Genomic DNA, 16,405 nt, shown 5'->3' with positions numbered 1-16,405 from the left:
CATGGCATTATTATTACAGTATACCCTGATCTATGCATCCGTTTTATTACTGGTTGCACTCGGCGGATGCTTCTCTGAACGAAGTGGTATCATTAACCTTGGTCTTGAGGGAATCATGGTTGCAGGAGCACTTGGCGGCGCACTGGTTATGAAATACATGCCGAACCTTTCACCGGCAGCTATGGTGATCGGCGTAGTCATCGGCAGTGTGGTATTCGGAATGGTATTCTCACTTCTCCTCGCAGTAGCAGCTATCAACTTCAACGCAGACCAGACACTGGTCGGAACTGCGATGAACATGCTGGCAACTGCAGCAGCAACAGTATTTGTAAAAGCCATCAACATGGCAGAGAACCCAAACAACGTAGCCTCCACTATCCAGTACATTGACCAGAAGAAAGCATTTTCTATTATAAAGATTGCAGGTTTTGAGATCAACTGGTTTATGATCATCACCATCGTACTTCTGATCCTCGCAAACGTTGTTTTGTATCACACACGTCTCGGTTTACGATTGATGGCATGCGGCGAACACCCACAGGCAGCAGATTCCGTGGGGATCAATGTATATAAAATGCGCTATATCGGTGTCCTGATCTCCGGATTCCTTGGCGGACTCGGCGGTATCGTATACATCACAGCCGGCGTTTCCGAATGGAAATTCGAGAACGGTGTAGCAGGCTTCGGCTTCCTGGCACTGGCTGTAATGATCTTCGGACAGTGGAAACCAAACCCGATCGCTCTGGCAGCATTGCTGTTCGGACTCTTCCGTGCATTGTCCAACGTATATTCAGGCTTCGACTTCCTCGCATCCCTGAACATCCCGGGAACATTCTATAAGATGCTCCCATACATCATTTCCCTGCTTGTGCTTGCTGTTTCCTCCAAGAAATCACGCGCACCGAAGGCAGAAGGAATTCCTTACGATAAGGGACAGAGATAAAATTATATGGATAAGAAATGAAATAATTTTCATATTGCATTCAATGTAGAGGATATCTAATTGGAAACAGAAAAGGACAGCGTACAAAATCAATAGATTTTGCACTGTCCTTTTTGCTGTAAAAATCTTTTTACTGAGGCTGAAATGACGTGTGCTTTGCTGCTGAGAACGGAGTGAACAGTAACGGTTTAATAAAATGCATGCTTGTATGTAAAAATAGATTGTACTACAATATTCAGGAACAAAACGTTCCTGAATATTGTAGTAACAGTCATGATAATGAAAATAAAAAAGACAAACCCACGTTGTAGAATCATGTCGAAAGGATCTGTCATATATCGGAGATTTTCACAGATTGTTTTAATCTGCGAAAAGGCTTCTGTGTACCTGTTTCCCTAACTCTATTAAATTTCTTATCAAATCACTGTTAATATAATATTCTGATTGTGTCATTTTGTCAATAAAGGTCGGTTTATTTGTACATTATGACGTAAAAAATCGATTATATTTTGGCTTTTTATAAAAAGTTTTGCCCGAAAAGCGAATAAAAATTTTATTATGGGTCAAAATAATGGTCAAAATTCAGTAGAAAGGAGTTTATATTTTGGCAAGACGAGGAGAAAACATCAGAAAGCGAAATGACGGCAGATGGGAGGGACGATATATAATTCGCAGCAATGAATGCAAGAAATACCGGTCAGTGTATGGACATTCCTATAATGAGGTAAGGCAGAAGCTGATCAACTGCAAAAACGAAATGAAACAATTAATGACGGAGAATGATCCGTCTGATTCAAACATCAATGAGATCAGTCAGCTATGGCTGGAAAACGTAAAAATAACCCGTAAATATTCCACATACAGGAAATATGCGGATATCTATAATAAACACATGAAAGAGGCTTTTGGTATTTTAAAAGTTCATGAAATAACTCCTGAACTTGTGACAAAGAAACTACCGAAAGGATTATCGCTCAGCTTATATAAAAGTATATACTGTGTTTTTAATCAGATATTAACATATGCAAATCGATACTATGACATACCAAAAGTTCAGCTGAGAGCCGAAAATATCCGTGCAACACCAAAACCTGTGCAGACGCTGAATATGGCAGATCAGCAGAAACTCTGCACCTACCTTTTCACAGAACTCGATTCCTGTAAGCTGGGTATTCTAATCTGTCTGTATACAGGTCTGAGACTTGGAGAAATCTGTGCATTGAAATGGGAGGACATTGATTTCCAATGCAGAACGATACACATTAACCGGACAGTACAGCGGATTCAGTCAGATCACGGAGACAAAAAAACAATGCTGCATGAAGGACCGCCGAAGACACCATGCTCTATACGTGAGATTCCAATACCCGAATTTCTCTGCCCGTTCCTTCTTGAATATAAAGATGACGGCGTTTATGTCCTGAACAAAGTTTCTCCAATGGAACCCCGTACTTATCAGTACAAGTTTCGTTCTTATCTAAACAAAGCACTCGTACAGAAATCACATTTTCACACACTTCGCCATACATTTGCCACAAATTGCATCAGCAATGGAGCTGATGTCAAGAGTGTCAGTGAAATGCTTGGGCATTCTAATGTAAATATCACTTTAAATAAATATGTCCATCCTTCTATGGACACCAAACGAAATATTCTGGATTCACTCTCTTCTATCAGTGGTCAAAATAATGGTCACATCATCTGAAACGATCTTATTTTATACGCATTTCATGTGTCTTTTCGCAGATTAAAACAATCTGCGAAATCTGAAAATTTCCCGTCGCGTACCTCTGGAGGGACACAGAAATGAGTATACATCTTTTCAAACACAATCAAGAAGCATATAAAGCAGTCACCGCCATGCTTGAAAAGGAAAAAATGGCAGCAGTCATTCATCCCACAGGTACAGGAAAATCCCTGATCGCATTCAAGCTGGCAGAGCAGCATCCATCAGAAAAATTCTTATGGCTGTCACCAAGTGAATACATATATCAGACTCAGGTAGAGAATCTTGGTGTGACATTCGAAAACATCCGGTTCTTATCCTACAGCCGTCTGATGAAAAACGAAGCCGACATCGAAAAACTGCAGCCAGATTATATTGTCCTGGATGAATTCCACCGTTGCGGAGCCATGGAATGGGGAAAAAGCGTAAAGAAATTACTGAATGCTTATCCCAATGCAAAAAGACTTGGTTTATCGGCAACCAACATCCGCTATCTGGATAACCAGAGGAATATGGCCGAAGAAATATTTGATGGAAAAATCGCCTCTGAAATGACTCTCGGAGAGGCAATCGTCCGGGGAATCCTCCCGGAACCGGAATATGTGATCGCCATGTATTCTTATCAGAAACAACTGGATCAGTTAAAAAAAAGGATCCGGACACTGTCGAATCAGGGCCTCATCACAGAAAACCAGAAATTGCTTGAACAATTGCGCCGCGCATTGGAACAGGCAGATGGTCTGGACATTGTGTTTGAAAAACACATGAAAAAGAAAAATGGAAAATATATTGTATTTTGCTCCGGCAAAGAACATATGGACGAAATGAAAAATCAGGTCTGCGCCTGGTTTCAACGAGTAGACAGAAAGCCGAAGATATACACGGCATTCTATAACGATACATCCACAGAAAGAGAATTTGCTGCGTTTAAAAGTGACAACAGTGATCATCTCAAGCTTCTTTTTTGCATCGATATGTTAAATGAAGGCGTTCATGTGGATGACGTTGATGGGGTTATTCTTCTGCGGCCGACAGTATCTCCCATCATATACCTTCAGCAGATTGGACGTGCCCTGTCAGCAGGTTCGCAGAATACACCGGTTATCTTCGACCTGGTCAACAACTTTGACAGCCTTTCCTGTATTGACTGTCTGAAAAAAGAACTGGAAGAAGCATGCATACTTTTTCCGGAAGGCTATGGAAAAAGCGAACATTTCCGTGGCTATTTCCAGATCACAGATGAAACAAAAGACAGCAGGATCCTTTTTCAGAAGCTGCAGAGCAACTTAAGCTCAGCATGGGAAACCTACTATATTGCCGCGAAACAGTGGTATTTGGAAAAAGGAAATCTAAGAATTCCAAAGAGCTATGTCACTGAGACAGGCCTGACGCTTGGAAGCTGGATACAGACCCAGCGCAGAGTTCATTCCGGCACAGCAGCAGGCAGCCTGACAGAAGAAAAAGTCAGAAAGCTGGACGAGATCGGTATGATCTGGGATTTCAAAGATCAGGGATGGAATGAAGCACTGAAAGAGCTGCAGACATATTATCAGGAACACGGAAACCTGGACATCAAAGCAAGATATGAAACTGCTGATGGCTTCAAACTCGGCCGATGGATCTGCAACCTGCGTACAAAGGTAAAGACAAAAGGTTTGGATCAGTCCCTTACAAAAGAACAGCAGGAACAGCTTGCAGCACTTGGAATGATCTGGGACAGAAACACAGAGAAGTGGGAAGAATATTTTGAGGCAGCAGAAGAATATTACAGAACCCATGGGAATCTGAATGTCAGGACAAAGTATGTCACAGACAAGGGAATCCCGCTGGGAAGATGGCTGACAGATATCAGCAATCAGCTGAATATCGGAACACACCGCACAGCCATGGCAGAAGAACAGCTTGCCCGTCTCAGAAAAATCGGATTCCAGACTGAAAAAAAGACCGCCAGACAATGGAATGAGAAATATGAGCTGGCAAAAGAATATTATGAATCAAATGGAAATCTGAATATTCCCCTGTCATACAGTGTCAACGGTGTGAAACTGGGCAGATGGATATCAAATATAAGATCCAAACGAAAACATCCACAGTCAAATGGAATGGTCTTAAACGATGAACGGATCAGACAGCTGGATATGATCGGAATGAACTGGAAATAGGAAGAAAAAGAAAAGTATTTAGAAGGAGTCAGGAAGGAATGTATAGAAAAAAAGGAAGAGAATGGACCAAGCATGTGGATTTTATGTTGTTGGACATTCTATGTATACAGCTTGCATTTATTGTAGCATACATATTTCGATTTGGAACCGGCAATCCATATATGGACCGGGATTACCGTATTTTGGGGATTGCTTTTCTTCTCATTGATTTCTTTGTAGAAATCGTATCAGACTCCTTCAAGAATGTATTGAAAAGAGGATACTTCGATGAGTTTCTTGCGACCTGTAAGCATGTAATCCTGGTAGAAGTTGTAACCACTTTTTACCTGTTTACCACCCAGATGGGAGATATCTATTCACGGATATCCTATTACATTATGGTTCCCTTTTATATCGTAATCTCTTACACAGCCAGAATAATCTGGAAAAAAATCCTGAGGAAAAGAGGATTTCATTCAACTAAGAAATCCATCCTGATCCTTGCACCGGAACAAATGCTGGAAGAGACTTTACAGACTGTATCAAAAAGCTGTCTGGGATACACCCGGATCGTGGCAGCAGCACTGGATGCCGACCTGAAAGGAAAAACAATCGCCGGTATTTCGATAGTTGCCAACCATGAGGAAATCATAGACTTTGCCTGCAGCGAATGGGTAGATGAGGTATTCATCCCACCTTGCAACGAAAACGATTATCCTAGAGAACTTGCAGCGACTTTTATGGAAATGGGAATTGCAGTTCACACAGGAATTACGAAAGCAGGCTCCATCCCAGCAGGTTGTCAGCAGGTAGAAAAAATCGGCAGCTACATGGTGATCACAACAAGCATGAATTACGCTGATTCTTCGAAACTATTTGTCAAAAGGCTCATGGACATAGCAGGAGGACTGGTCGGATGCCTGATCACTCTGCTGATCACGATCATAGTCGGCCCGATCATCTACATAAACTCCCCGGGTCCAATCTTCTTCTCACAGGAGCGGATCGGCAGAAACGGAAGAAAATTCAAGATGTACAAATTCCGAAGCATGTACATGGACGCCGAAGCCCGGAAAAAAGAACTCATGTCCCAGAACAAAATCAGTGACGGAATGATGTTCAAAATGGATTTCGACCCAAGAATCATAGGCAATAAAATACTTCCTGATGGCACAAAAAAGACCGGAATCGGTCAGTTCATCAGAAAAACAAGCCTAGATGAATTCCCTCAGTTCGTCAACATTCTCAAAGGTGACATGAGCCTCGTAGGCACAAGACCCCCCACACTGGATGAGTGGAACCAATACAAACCACACCACAGAGCCCGAATGTCATTCCGCCCTGGCCTCACCGGACTTTGGCAGGTTAGTGGAAGAAGCAATATTACGGACTTTGAGGAAGTGGTGAATCTGGATACGAAGTATATTGATGAGTGGAGTTTGGGGGTGGATGTGAGGATACTTTGGAAGACGGTTATAGGGGTCTTTAAGAATGAAGATGCGATGTAAAAAAAGAAGTTTGAATAACTTTGTGTGGAAATCAAGTGGTGATGGCCCCAAAAAAGATTTTGGAGTGAGATAAATTGTTGAAAATATAATAAGGATGGATAAGATGAATGGAATCAAAGAAAGTTCCTATTAGAATAGCTCAGGTAATGGGAAAGCTGTGGGCTGGTGGCGTTGAAATGGTGATTTTTAACTATTATCGGGCTATTGATAAAACAAAAATACAATTTGACTTTTTTTATGATGCTGATTCTACAGTTGAACCGCCACAGGATTTGATAGATATGGGAGCAAGATTTTATAAAATACCTCCATATCAGAAGTTACCACAATATATGCGAGCTTTAAGAAGTTATTTTATAAAAAATCATTATTTAATTGTTCATTCGCATATAAACACGTTAAGTGTGTTTCCTTTGCTTGTGGCATGGGAGAGCCATGTTCCGATAAGAATTGCGCATAATCATAGTGTTCCGAGTGGAAATGAATTTAGGCGAAATGGGTTAAAATATTTTCTTCGCTTATTTGCAAAGGTTTTTTCAACAGACTATTTTGCCTGTTCAGAAAAAGCAGGACGTTGGATGTTTGGAAATAGAACATATGAGTCTGGACATGTTTTGGTTGTGAAGAATGCTACAGATTTTAGCCGCTTTAGACCATCGCAAAAAGATATTGAAAAAATGAAGAAGCGATTTGGGTTAGAAGATAAATTAGTGGTTGAACATGTTGGACGATTTACTTATGCAAAAAACCATGAATTTTTATTAGATGTTTTTTCGGAAATCAGTAATAAAAAAGAAAATGCTGTTCTCTTACTTGTTGGCGATGGTGAATTACATCAATTAATCGTTGATAAAGTAAAAGAAAAAGGATTGGACGGAAAAGTTATTTTTGCTGGTCAGGTATCAAATCCAGAATTATATTATTCTTTAGCTGATGTTTTAGTAATTCCGTCAGTGTTTGAAGGATTATCACTTGTTACAATTGAAAGCCAAATTGCTGGAGTTCCCGCTGTGATATCAGATGTTATTCCGGAGGAAGCGATTATTAGTAATGGTATTACAAGATTAAAATTGACTGACAGTAACTGGGCAGATGCAGTATTTGAAATTGTTGATAGGAAAGTTGTACTCGATAAAAGAAGCACAGAGTATGATATTAAATATGCTGTGAAGAAATTAGAAGATTGGTATTTGAAAAAAGGTGAAATAATATGCCAAAAATATCTGTAATAATGGGTGTCTATAATAATAAAAATTTTGAACTTTTACAGAAAAGTGTTGATTCAATTGTAAATCAAACATTTACTGATTGGGAGTTTATCATTTGTGATGATGGGTCAATCAATGGAACGCTGAGTCAATTGAAAGCAATTGCTAAAAAAGATAGTAGAATAAGAGTTTTGTCTTACAAGGAAAATAAAGGTTTAAATTTCGCACTGAATACATGTCTGCACTATGCAAGGGGAGAATATATAGCACGTCAAGATGATGATGATATTTCAAAACCAGAAAGATTTCAAAAACAAGAGGATTTTTTAAACAAGCATCTAGAATACGATGTTGTTGGAACCTGTGCAGAGGTGTTTGATGACAATGGAATATGGGGAAAATATGAAGTTCCAGAAAAACCAGAAAAGAATGATTTTTATTGGAATAGTCCATTTATGCATCCAACTGTAATGGTTCGCAAATCTGCATATAATGAACTTAATGGGTATCGATGTGCTAAAGAAACCAGACGTTGTGAAGATATTGATTTTTTTATGAGATTTTATGCATCTGGAAGAAAAGGATATAATATTCAGGAAAATTTATATGAATATCGAATGGATAATAATTCGTATGAAAAACACCGTCCAATGAAGTACAGGATTGATGAGGCAATTGTAAAATATAAAGGGTATAAAGCAATGAAAAATCTTTTGGGAGGTATTCCATTTGTGATAAAGCCAATTCTTGTTGGAATGATTCCACAGAAGTTACTTTACAAAATAAAGAAAAAAAATTATTGACTATTGAAATTGATAGAGGGCTGAAAATGAAAGTTCTGGTTACAGGTGTAAATGAATATTTATAATTTAGAAATCTTAGATAAGGAATATAAAGTATAAATTCTTGATTTTTTATGGTAGTCGTAGTCAGAAAATATGTGATTTTGAAATATACACATGGGAAGGTATAAATGCTAAAAAATAAAAGGATAAAAATGGATAAAAGTACAATAAGTTCAAATAGTGTTAATAGAGTAAATATTTATGTCGTGACTCATAAAGATTTTAATGAGAAAATTTGTAGAAGTAATAAGTTTTTACCAATTGCGGTAGGAAAGAAATTAACAAGTTCTTTGAATTGTAATTATATAAAAGATAATACATTGGACAATATTTCTTTTAAGAATTCTAATTATTGTGAACTAACAGCACAATATTGGATCTGGAAAAATGATGAATTTGCTAATATCAAAGGATTATGTCATTATAGACGATATTTTTCTAAATCTGGTCTATCAAATTCGGAAAAATATTTGATAGATATACCGTATATATATAATACGCTCATTACTAAAAAATTTGATGCTATTGTTTCGAAAAAAACTTATTCGTATAGAGGGGTAAAAAAGGCTTATTTAGATTGTGGCTATGAAAAAGATTTGAATATAACAAGATTAGTGATTCAAAAAATATACCCAGATTATTTAAAGGATTATGATGAAATAATGAATGGGTGTTGGGGATATATTGGAAATATGTTGATAACGACTTCGGAACTTTTTGATCAATATTCTAAGTGGTTATTTGATATTTTGTTTGAGGTAGAAAAAAGAATTGATGTTAGCAACTATAGTCAACAAGAGGCACGTATTTTTGGATACATTTCAGAAAGATTGTTGGGGGTATGGATTCTTCATAACAATATTAAAGTCAAAGAACTACGAATTATAAATACAGAACAACCTCCAATGGTTGTCAATGATATTAAAAATTTTTTTGAAATGCTAGGGGTCAGTCAATTTATAAAAAGAATATTGTTTAATATTAGAGGAATATAATTATGATTATAATATTAACAATTGGTTTAATGGTAACTTTTGGCGTAATATATAAACTTTTAGGTAGTGATATATTTGCGCCTGCATGCGTTATTACTTTGTCATATATTTTGGCAACATTATGTGCTTGTGTAAATATAGAATATTGGCAAATAGATATAAGTCCTAGAACAGTATTTTTTATCGGTTCTGGTATTTTTATGAGTGTAGCTGGTAATATAATTGTTTATATTATATTTCAGAAGAAATATTTTTCTATTATTAGGAAATCTGATAGATTGATTGTTCTTCCATATTTTAATATACCTTTAACTAATGTTATTTTCATTGCTGTCTATGATTGTTTGGCAATTTTTTTATACTATCTTGAGGTAAGAAAAATTGGCGGAAAAGGTTCATTTACTACAATGATGTATTCTTTTAGACAAAATATAATGTATTCAGGTTATAGCGTGTCTGTTTTTACTAACCAATTAATTCGATTAGTTACAGCGAGCGCGATTGTATGTATATATTTTTTTATTTATAACGTAATTATTGGACAAACTAAAATTAAGACAAATTTGTATTTATTAATACCGGTTATTTTAGATTTTATTAAATGTTTTTTAACAAGTGGACGTTATGAATTTTTAGAACTTTTTCTCGAAGGAGTGATGTTATATGCACTATTCTATTTTATGAAAAATAAAAAGGTTTTGAATATAAATATCAAGTTTATTTGGTATGGAATAATTGGTGTTATTGGATTGTTAGTCTTTTTCTACTGTATTCGTGAAGCAGTGGGAAGAAGCAGTAATCAAACAATTATAGATTATGTGTCATCTTATTTTGGTGGCTCAATTGAACTTTTTGATTTATATGTTAAAGAATATAAGGGGGCAACATCAGTACATTTTGGAACAGTTACATTTACAAGTATTTATAAATATTTAAATAAATTTATAGGCACGAGTATAGATTTGAATACTATTAATGAATTTAGACGATCTTCAAATGGAATTCTAATTGGTAATGTCTACACAACATTTAGATATTATTTACAAGACTTTGGCTATATAGGTTTAGTGTTATTGTCCTTTTTGTCATCAATAGTATATTCGGTTTTATATTACAAAGCATTAATAAAAAAAAGTCACATTAGAAAAATAATATATTCTTATTTATTTTATACAATTGTACTACATTCTTATTCGGAACAGTTTTTTTCGGTTTATTTATCTATTGATATATGGATGATAATGTTTCTTGTTGGGTTGGTATATTTTTACTTTAATAAAGTAAAAATAAGAATAAAAATTAATAAAAGGATTTAAGAAGGATTGACATATGAAAATGGAAGGAGTAAATTTTGACAGACAGACAGACAGACAGACAGACAGACAGACAGACAGACAGACAGACAGACAGACAGACAGACAGACAGACACATTATGATACTTTAAGAATGGTTTTAGTCATACTTGTTGTAATAGGACATTCTACATACTATGATATTATAACTCACTTTGGGGGAATTAAATATGGAATGTTGATGAAAGAAGCGGGAATACAAGATACAATTTTTCATAAATTTGTAAATGAGATAACTAATTATATATATACATTCCATATGCCTGTGTTTATTTCACTGTCAGGAAGCTTATTTGCATTAGGGAAAAAAATAAACATGAGAGCCCTTATTGCTAAAAAAGCAAAAAGACTTTTAATTCCATTTTTTGTTGTATGGCTATTTTGGAATATTCCCATTAAATACTTTTCTGGATATTATGATAATGTGAATATTGGAAAGATGATTGAGCAGATGATATTTCCTTCATGTGTTTATCTTTGGTATTTGGAATGTTTATTTTTTGTATTTATAATAGTATATTTAATTTGTAAATTTAATGAAAAAACGCAAATAGTTGTTGTATTTTTATGTTGGATAATAGGGGTAATTATATACAGGAAATATAGTCAATATCATTTTTTAGGCGATCCACTATATTATGTTTTTTGGTTTTATTTAGGGTATAAAATTGAAAGTATAATAACATGGTGTAAATCAAAAAAGGTTTGGAATGATTTATTTGCAGGGTGTTTAATACTAAGTACACTAGTGCTTTTTTTAATAAGTTCTGTTCTGCAATTTAAAATATTGGGTGCAGTTTGCCGCTACATAGTGAATCCTTTTTTTGCCCTAGTTGCAATGAATTATTGTGCAAGAAAGAGCAAAAATAGTTTGGTACAATGCGCATGTAGTGATTATAGTTTAGGAATATATTTATATGCTGAACCATTAAATTATTGGTTACTTTATGTGTTTTATAATTGGAAAGGGATTACTTTTTTTGGAACAGAAATAGGAGCTTTGATTATTTATTTTTCTAGATTAATTATAACACCCATTATTGCAATTGGTATAACTCGTATATTAAAAAAACTGAAAATAAAGTATTTGTATTGAACCAGAATGTTATATATATACAAACTTTATTTTATGCAATACAGTCAGGTAGCAAAGAGAGTTGAGTGTAACTGCTTAATTCTTGAGTAAATATATATTTGTTATTTGAAACTAGGAAATAACAATAAAGAAGAATAAAGCATATTAGAAGAATATTAATTAATGGCAATAGAAAATTATTTTTTTGTTGTTCAAGAAGATGATCAATATCTGTTGAGTAGGCGGGGGTGATACCCTTAGTATATAGGTCAAAATAACATTGACATTCAGCAGTGAATTATTGTGACAAGTTTTATTGACAGCATTTCTTTCGTAAAATGAAAGAGTCTGCATTTCAACAGACTCTTATTACATGTAAGCAATATTCTACGCTTTACAGCACTCCGTCACTTGCGGAAGTTAAACATACACATTCATCATATTCTAGCCGTGATGACCGGCAAGTTTTTAGCTTATTTATAGTATATTCAAAAAATGTTAAGAATGCAACTGGCAATCATAAATTTCAAAAAGGATTTCACGTATTGGGTTATTGCATGTACAAATATGTTAAAAAAGCACAGGGAGAACAGTTTTGAAACAAACTTCAATTAAAAAGAATTTCATAATGAATGCATTGCTTACAATGTCATCGTTTATTTTTCCATTGATTACATTTCCATATGTTTCGCGTATTTTGTCACCGGAAGGGACTGGAAAAGTGTCTTTTGCCACTTCGGTGATTGCTTATTTTGCGTTGTTTGCGCAGCTGGGAATTCCAACTTACGGGATTCGGGCGTGTGCGAAGGTAAGGGATGATAAAGTTGAATTATCCAGAACTGTGCAGGAAATCTTTATTATTAATGTTGGTATGACGGTGATAACATATATTGCATTTGGAATCGCACTGGGATGTGTACCTCGGCTGCAGGCAGAACGTTCATTATTTTTGATTATGAGTACCACATTATTATTTAATGCGATTGGTATGGACTGGCTGTATCGTGGACTGGAAAAATATACGTATATAACACTCAGATCGATTTTATTTAAATTTATTGCACTCCTTGCTATGTTTGTGCTGATCCATCAGAAGAGTGATTATGTTATTTATGGTGGAATTTCTATTTTTGCTGCATCGGCTTCCAATATTTGTAATTTAGTTAATGTTCATCGTTACATTCAGGTAAAGCCTGTTGGAGACTATAATTTTCGAAGGCATTTTGGGCCAATTATGATTTTCTTTGCGATGTCATGTGCTACGACAGTTTATACAAATTTGGATACTGTAATGTTGGGCTTTATTAAAACGGATGTTGATGTCGGATATTATAATGCTGCTGTAAAAATCAAAAGTGTATTATTGGGAATTGTCACTTCTCTGGGAACTGTGCTGTTGCCGAGAGCATCTTATTACATAGAACATCATGAAATGGATGAGTTCCGTAGAATTACGAAAAAGGCGATTAATTTTGTTTTTCTTATTGCAGTTCCTTTGACTGTCTATTTTATTCTGTATGCAAAAGAGGGAATTTTGTTTCTGTCGGGTGATGCTTATATTTTGTCAGTTATTCCAATGCAGGTTATTATGCCTACGATTCTGTTTATAGGTCTGACTAATATTATGGGGATTCAGATGTTGGTTCCATTGGGACGTGAAAAAGTAGTGTTGTATTCGGAAATTGCAGGAGCAATTGTTGATCTGATTTTGAATGCAATATTGATTCCGCAATTGGCATCAGCAGGAGCAGCAATTGGTACCCTTGTGGCAGAAGGCGTTGTCTGGATAGTACAATTTATTGCATTAAGAAAAGAAGTTATACCAGCTTACAGGAATGTACGTTATGGAGCAGTTATATTAGCGACATTTGTCGGAGTGGTAAGTTCAAGCTGGGTGAAGATGCTGGGAATGGGAAATTTTGTAACTTTGATATTCTCGGCTGTTCTTTTCTTTGGTGGATATGGTGTTATTTTGACAGTATTAAAAGAGCCGCTTGTATGGGAAATTGAGAGTCAGGTTTTGAAAAAATTAACAAAGAAAAAATAGAAGTGTTGATAGTATTGGGGTAGCAATTCATAAAATGTGAATAAACAAAACCTAAAAGAACTATTAAAAAAATATTTTCGACATCTTTCGAGTACATTTGCAAAGAGAATGATATAAAATTCCGAACATGATATATTTGAAGTCGTTTTGAAGTCAGGGATTTTTGATAGAAATAAAAAATGACCTATGGTATATTAATAATCAGAAAGGAAGGATGGCGAACGGTGGAGCGGAACAAAGTAAAACCGGATACCATACTAAAGAATTTCTGGAGGGATAATCATCATTTTGCAGATTTGTTTAATGCGGCTCTATTTGATGGAGAGCAGGTGTTGAAGCCGGATGATCTTTCAGAAGCAGATACGGATCTTTCTTCAATCATTAAGTTTAACGGACATGCAGAAACTGTGCAGAAGGTGTTAGATGTTGTAAAGAAAACTGCATATGGACTGGATTTTGTAATCTGGGGATTGGAGAATCAGGAGAGGATACATTATGCGATGCCATTGAGACATATGATTGGAGATGGAAGAAAAAGGAGGTCGAATGAATATGTGCAGCGCATTGGAAGAAATAGAAAAAGAGGGAATGATTGCGGGTGCTATTAAGACCTGCAAGAACTTTAATATCAGCAAAGACGACGCAATAAGAAATCTTATAAAACAATTTTCTTTGTCCGAAGAAGATGCTGTTAGTTATGTCGAGAAATACTGGTAGAATTGCGACTACCATGCGTATGATGAAGGGAGAATAACAGAATGTATGATTATCTGATCGTTGGTGCAGGTTTATATGGTGCTGTTTTTGCACATGAGGCAAAGGCGGCTGGAAAGTCAGTTCTTGTAATTGATAAAAGATCGAATATAGCTGGAAATGTTTTTACAGAGAAAGTGGAAGGGATTAATGTTCACAAATATGGTGCGCATATTTTCCATACAAATAATACGAAAGTATGGAATTATATCACACAATTTGCGACATTTAATCGTTTTACGAATTCACCGGTGGCGAATTATAAGGGTGAACTTTATTCTATGCCTTTTAATATGTACACGTTTAATAAGATGTGGGGCGTTGTGACTCCGGAGGAGGCTGCGGCGAAGATTGAGGAGCAGAAGAAGGAGATTACAGGAGAACCGAAGAATCTGGAAGAGCAGGCGATTTCTCTGATTGGACGTGATATTTATGAAAAGCTGGTAAAGGGATACACAGAGAAGCAGTGGGGACGTGACTGTAAGGAACTTCCTGCATTTATTATTAAACGACTGCCGGTGCGTCTGACTTTTGATAATAACTATTTTAATGCGCTTTATCAGGGAATCCCGGTAGGTGGTTATACGAAGATGGTGGAAAATATGCTGGAAGGCATTGAAGTCAGATTAAATGAAGATTATCTGGCGAAAAAACAGGAGTATGACCAGATTGCTGCAAAAGTAATTTATACAGGAGCGATTGATGCTTACTTTAATTACAGTCTTGGAAATCTGGAATATCGTTCTGTTCGTTTTGAAAATGAAGTTCTGGACATTCCGAATTTCCAGGGGAATGCGGCGGTAAATTATACAGACCGTGAAACACCATGGACAAGGATCATTGAACATAAATGGTTTGAGTTTGGGAAAGATGAGGATGGAAATGATCTTCCTAAAACGGTTATCAGCCGAGAATATTCTTCTGAATGGAAACCGGGAGATGAGCCATACTATCCGGTTAACGATGAGAAGAACAGTAAGCTGTATGCAGAGTATAAGAAAATGGCAGATTCAGAAGAAAAAGTAATTTTTGGAGGGCGTCTTGGGGAATATAAGTATTATGATATGGATCAGGTGATTGCTGCGGCGCTGGAGAAATGTGCCGGTGAATTGAGAAGTGAGAAATCAATTATTTTCTAATTTTAAAAAGATTTCATTTTATCTTTTCTATAGTTATAGGGTGGACTACGCATCTGAGCGTGTCTGATAAAAATATTCGTTTTGAGCGGAAATATATAGAAAGAAATGCATTGGATTACATTTCATAAAATGAGAATAAACAAAAACTAAACCAATTATTAAAAAATATTTTCGACATCTTTCAAGTAAATTTGCAAAGAGAATGATATAAGATTCCAAACAAGATATATCTAAAGTCATTTTAAGTCAGGAATTTTGGATAGAAATAAAAAATGACTTATGATATATTAATATCATAAAGGAAGGATGGCGAACGGTGGAACGAAACAAGGTAAAACCGGATACCATACTAAAGAATTTCAGGAGGGATAATCATCATTTTGCGGATTTGTTTAATGCAGCTTTATTTGATGGAGAGCAGGTGTTGAAGCCGGATGATCTTTTAGAAGTAGATACAGATATTTCTTCAATTCTCAAGTGTAATGGACATGTAGAAACAGTGCAGAAGGTGCTGGATGTTGTAAAGAAAACTGCATATGGAATGGATTTTGTAATTTGGGGATTGGAGAATCAGGAAAGAATACATTATGCGATGCCGTTGAGACATATGGTTGGAGATGCTTTTTCTTATTTGAATAACTGCGTGTCGCATTCTCGTTACTTCCAGTGATG

At 35.8% G+C, this 16,405-nt stretch carries 13 protein-coding genes; all 13 read left to right on the top strand.

Annotation, left to right across the window (positions count from 1 at the left end; translation table 11 throughout):
• Window position 1: 1 nt before the first annotated feature.
• The 13 genes from KQI87_RS03140 (at window position 2) to KQI87_RS03080 (ending at window position 16,403) form a co-directional block, all read left to right on the top strand.
• Entirely contained in the window at window positions 2–943 is a 942-nt protein-coding gene (locus tag KQI87_RS03140; protein WP_216458879.1) for an ABC transporter permease, read from the top strand.
• 604 nt (window positions 944–1,547) lie between these two features.
• Window positions 1,548–2,648, top strand: coding sequence for a site-specific integrase (locus tag KQI87_RS03135; RefSeq protein WP_216458878.1), 1,101 nt, complete (start codon window positions 1,548–1,550; stop codon window positions 2,646–2,648).
• A gap of 101 nt (window positions 2,649–2,749) precedes the next feature.
• A complete protein-coding gene (locus KQI87_RS03130) occupies window positions 2,750–4,831 on the top strand; it encodes a Helicase associated domain protein (RefSeq protein WP_216458877.1) in 2,082 nt (693 codons plus the stop codon).
• A 38-nt stretch (window positions 4,832–4,869) separates the two neighbouring features.
• Entirely contained in the window at window positions 4,870–6,318 is a 1,449-nt protein-coding gene (locus KQI87_RS03125; protein ID WP_216458876.1) for a sugar transferase, read from the top strand.
• 107 nt (window positions 6,319–6,425) lie between these two features.
• The gene (locus KQI87_RS03120; protein WP_216458875.1) at window positions 6,426–7,547 is read left to right on the top strand and encodes a glycosyltransferase; all 1,122 of its coding nucleotides are present in this window, start codon (window positions 6,426–6,428) and stop codon (window positions 7,545–7,547) included.
• Window positions 7,529–8,329: a glycosyltransferase gene (locus KQI87_RS03115; RefSeq protein ID WP_216458874.1), complete on the top strand. Its 801-nt coding sequence runs from the start codon at window positions 7,529–7,531 to the stop codon at window positions 8,327–8,329. Before KQI87_RS03120 ends, KQI87_RS03115 begins: the two co-directional genes overlap by 19 nt.
• A gap of 170 nt (window positions 8,330–8,499) precedes the next feature.
• Entirely contained in the window at window positions 8,500–9,366 is an 867-nt protein-coding gene (locus KQI87_RS03110; RefSeq protein ID WP_216458873.1) for a DUF4422 domain-containing protein, read from the top strand.
• A 2-nt stretch (window positions 9,367–9,368) separates the two neighbouring features.
• On the top strand, window positions 9,369–10,682 hold the full coding sequence (locus KQI87_RS03105; protein ID WP_216458872.1) for an O-antigen polymerase: 1,314 nt from the start codon (window positions 9,369–9,371) through the stop codon (window positions 10,680–10,682).
• 131 nt (window positions 10,683–10,813) lie between these two features.
• On the top strand, window positions 10,814–11,815 hold the full coding sequence (locus KQI87_RS03100) for an acyltransferase family protein (RefSeq protein WP_216458871.1): 1,002 nt from the start codon (window positions 10,814–10,816) through the stop codon (window positions 11,813–11,815).
• Between the two features lie 574 nt (window positions 11,816–12,389).
• The gene (locus tag KQI87_RS03095; RefSeq protein ID WP_256444791.1) at window positions 12,390–13,841 is read left to right on the top strand and encodes a flippase; all 1,452 of its coding nucleotides are present in this window, start codon (window positions 12,390–12,392) and stop codon (window positions 13,839–13,841) included.
• Between the two features lie 224 nt (window positions 13,842–14,065).
• Window positions 14,066–14,449 carry a hypothetical protein gene (locus KQI87_RS03090; protein WP_253292345.1) on the top strand — a complete coding sequence of 128 codons (384 nt, stop codon included), beginning with the start codon at window positions 14,066–14,068 and terminating at the stop codon, window positions 14,447–14,449.
• Window positions 14,450–14,599: 150 nt separating this feature from the next.
• On the top strand, window positions 14,600–15,733 hold the full coding sequence (gene glf / locus KQI87_RS03085) for a UDP-galactopyranose mutase (RefSeq protein WP_216458870.1): 1,134 nt from the start codon (window positions 14,600–14,602) through the stop codon (window positions 15,731–15,733).
• A 316-nt stretch (window positions 15,734–16,049) separates the two neighbouring features.
• Complete coding sequence (locus KQI87_RS03080; protein WP_216458869.1) at window positions 16,050–16,403, top strand: hypothetical protein; 354 nt, start codon at window positions 16,050–16,052, stop codon at window positions 16,401–16,403.
• Window positions 16,404–16,405: the final 2 nt, after the last annotated feature.

The sequence above is a fragment of the Blautia sp. MSJ-9 genome, from assembly GCF_018919065.1.
Classification (GTDB): domain Bacteria; phylum Bacillota; class Clostridia; order Lachnospirales; family Lachnospiraceae; genus Blautia_A.
The sequence above is the reverse complement of the archived record's forward strand: the minus strand, read 5'-3'. Positions and strand labels throughout refer to the sequence as shown.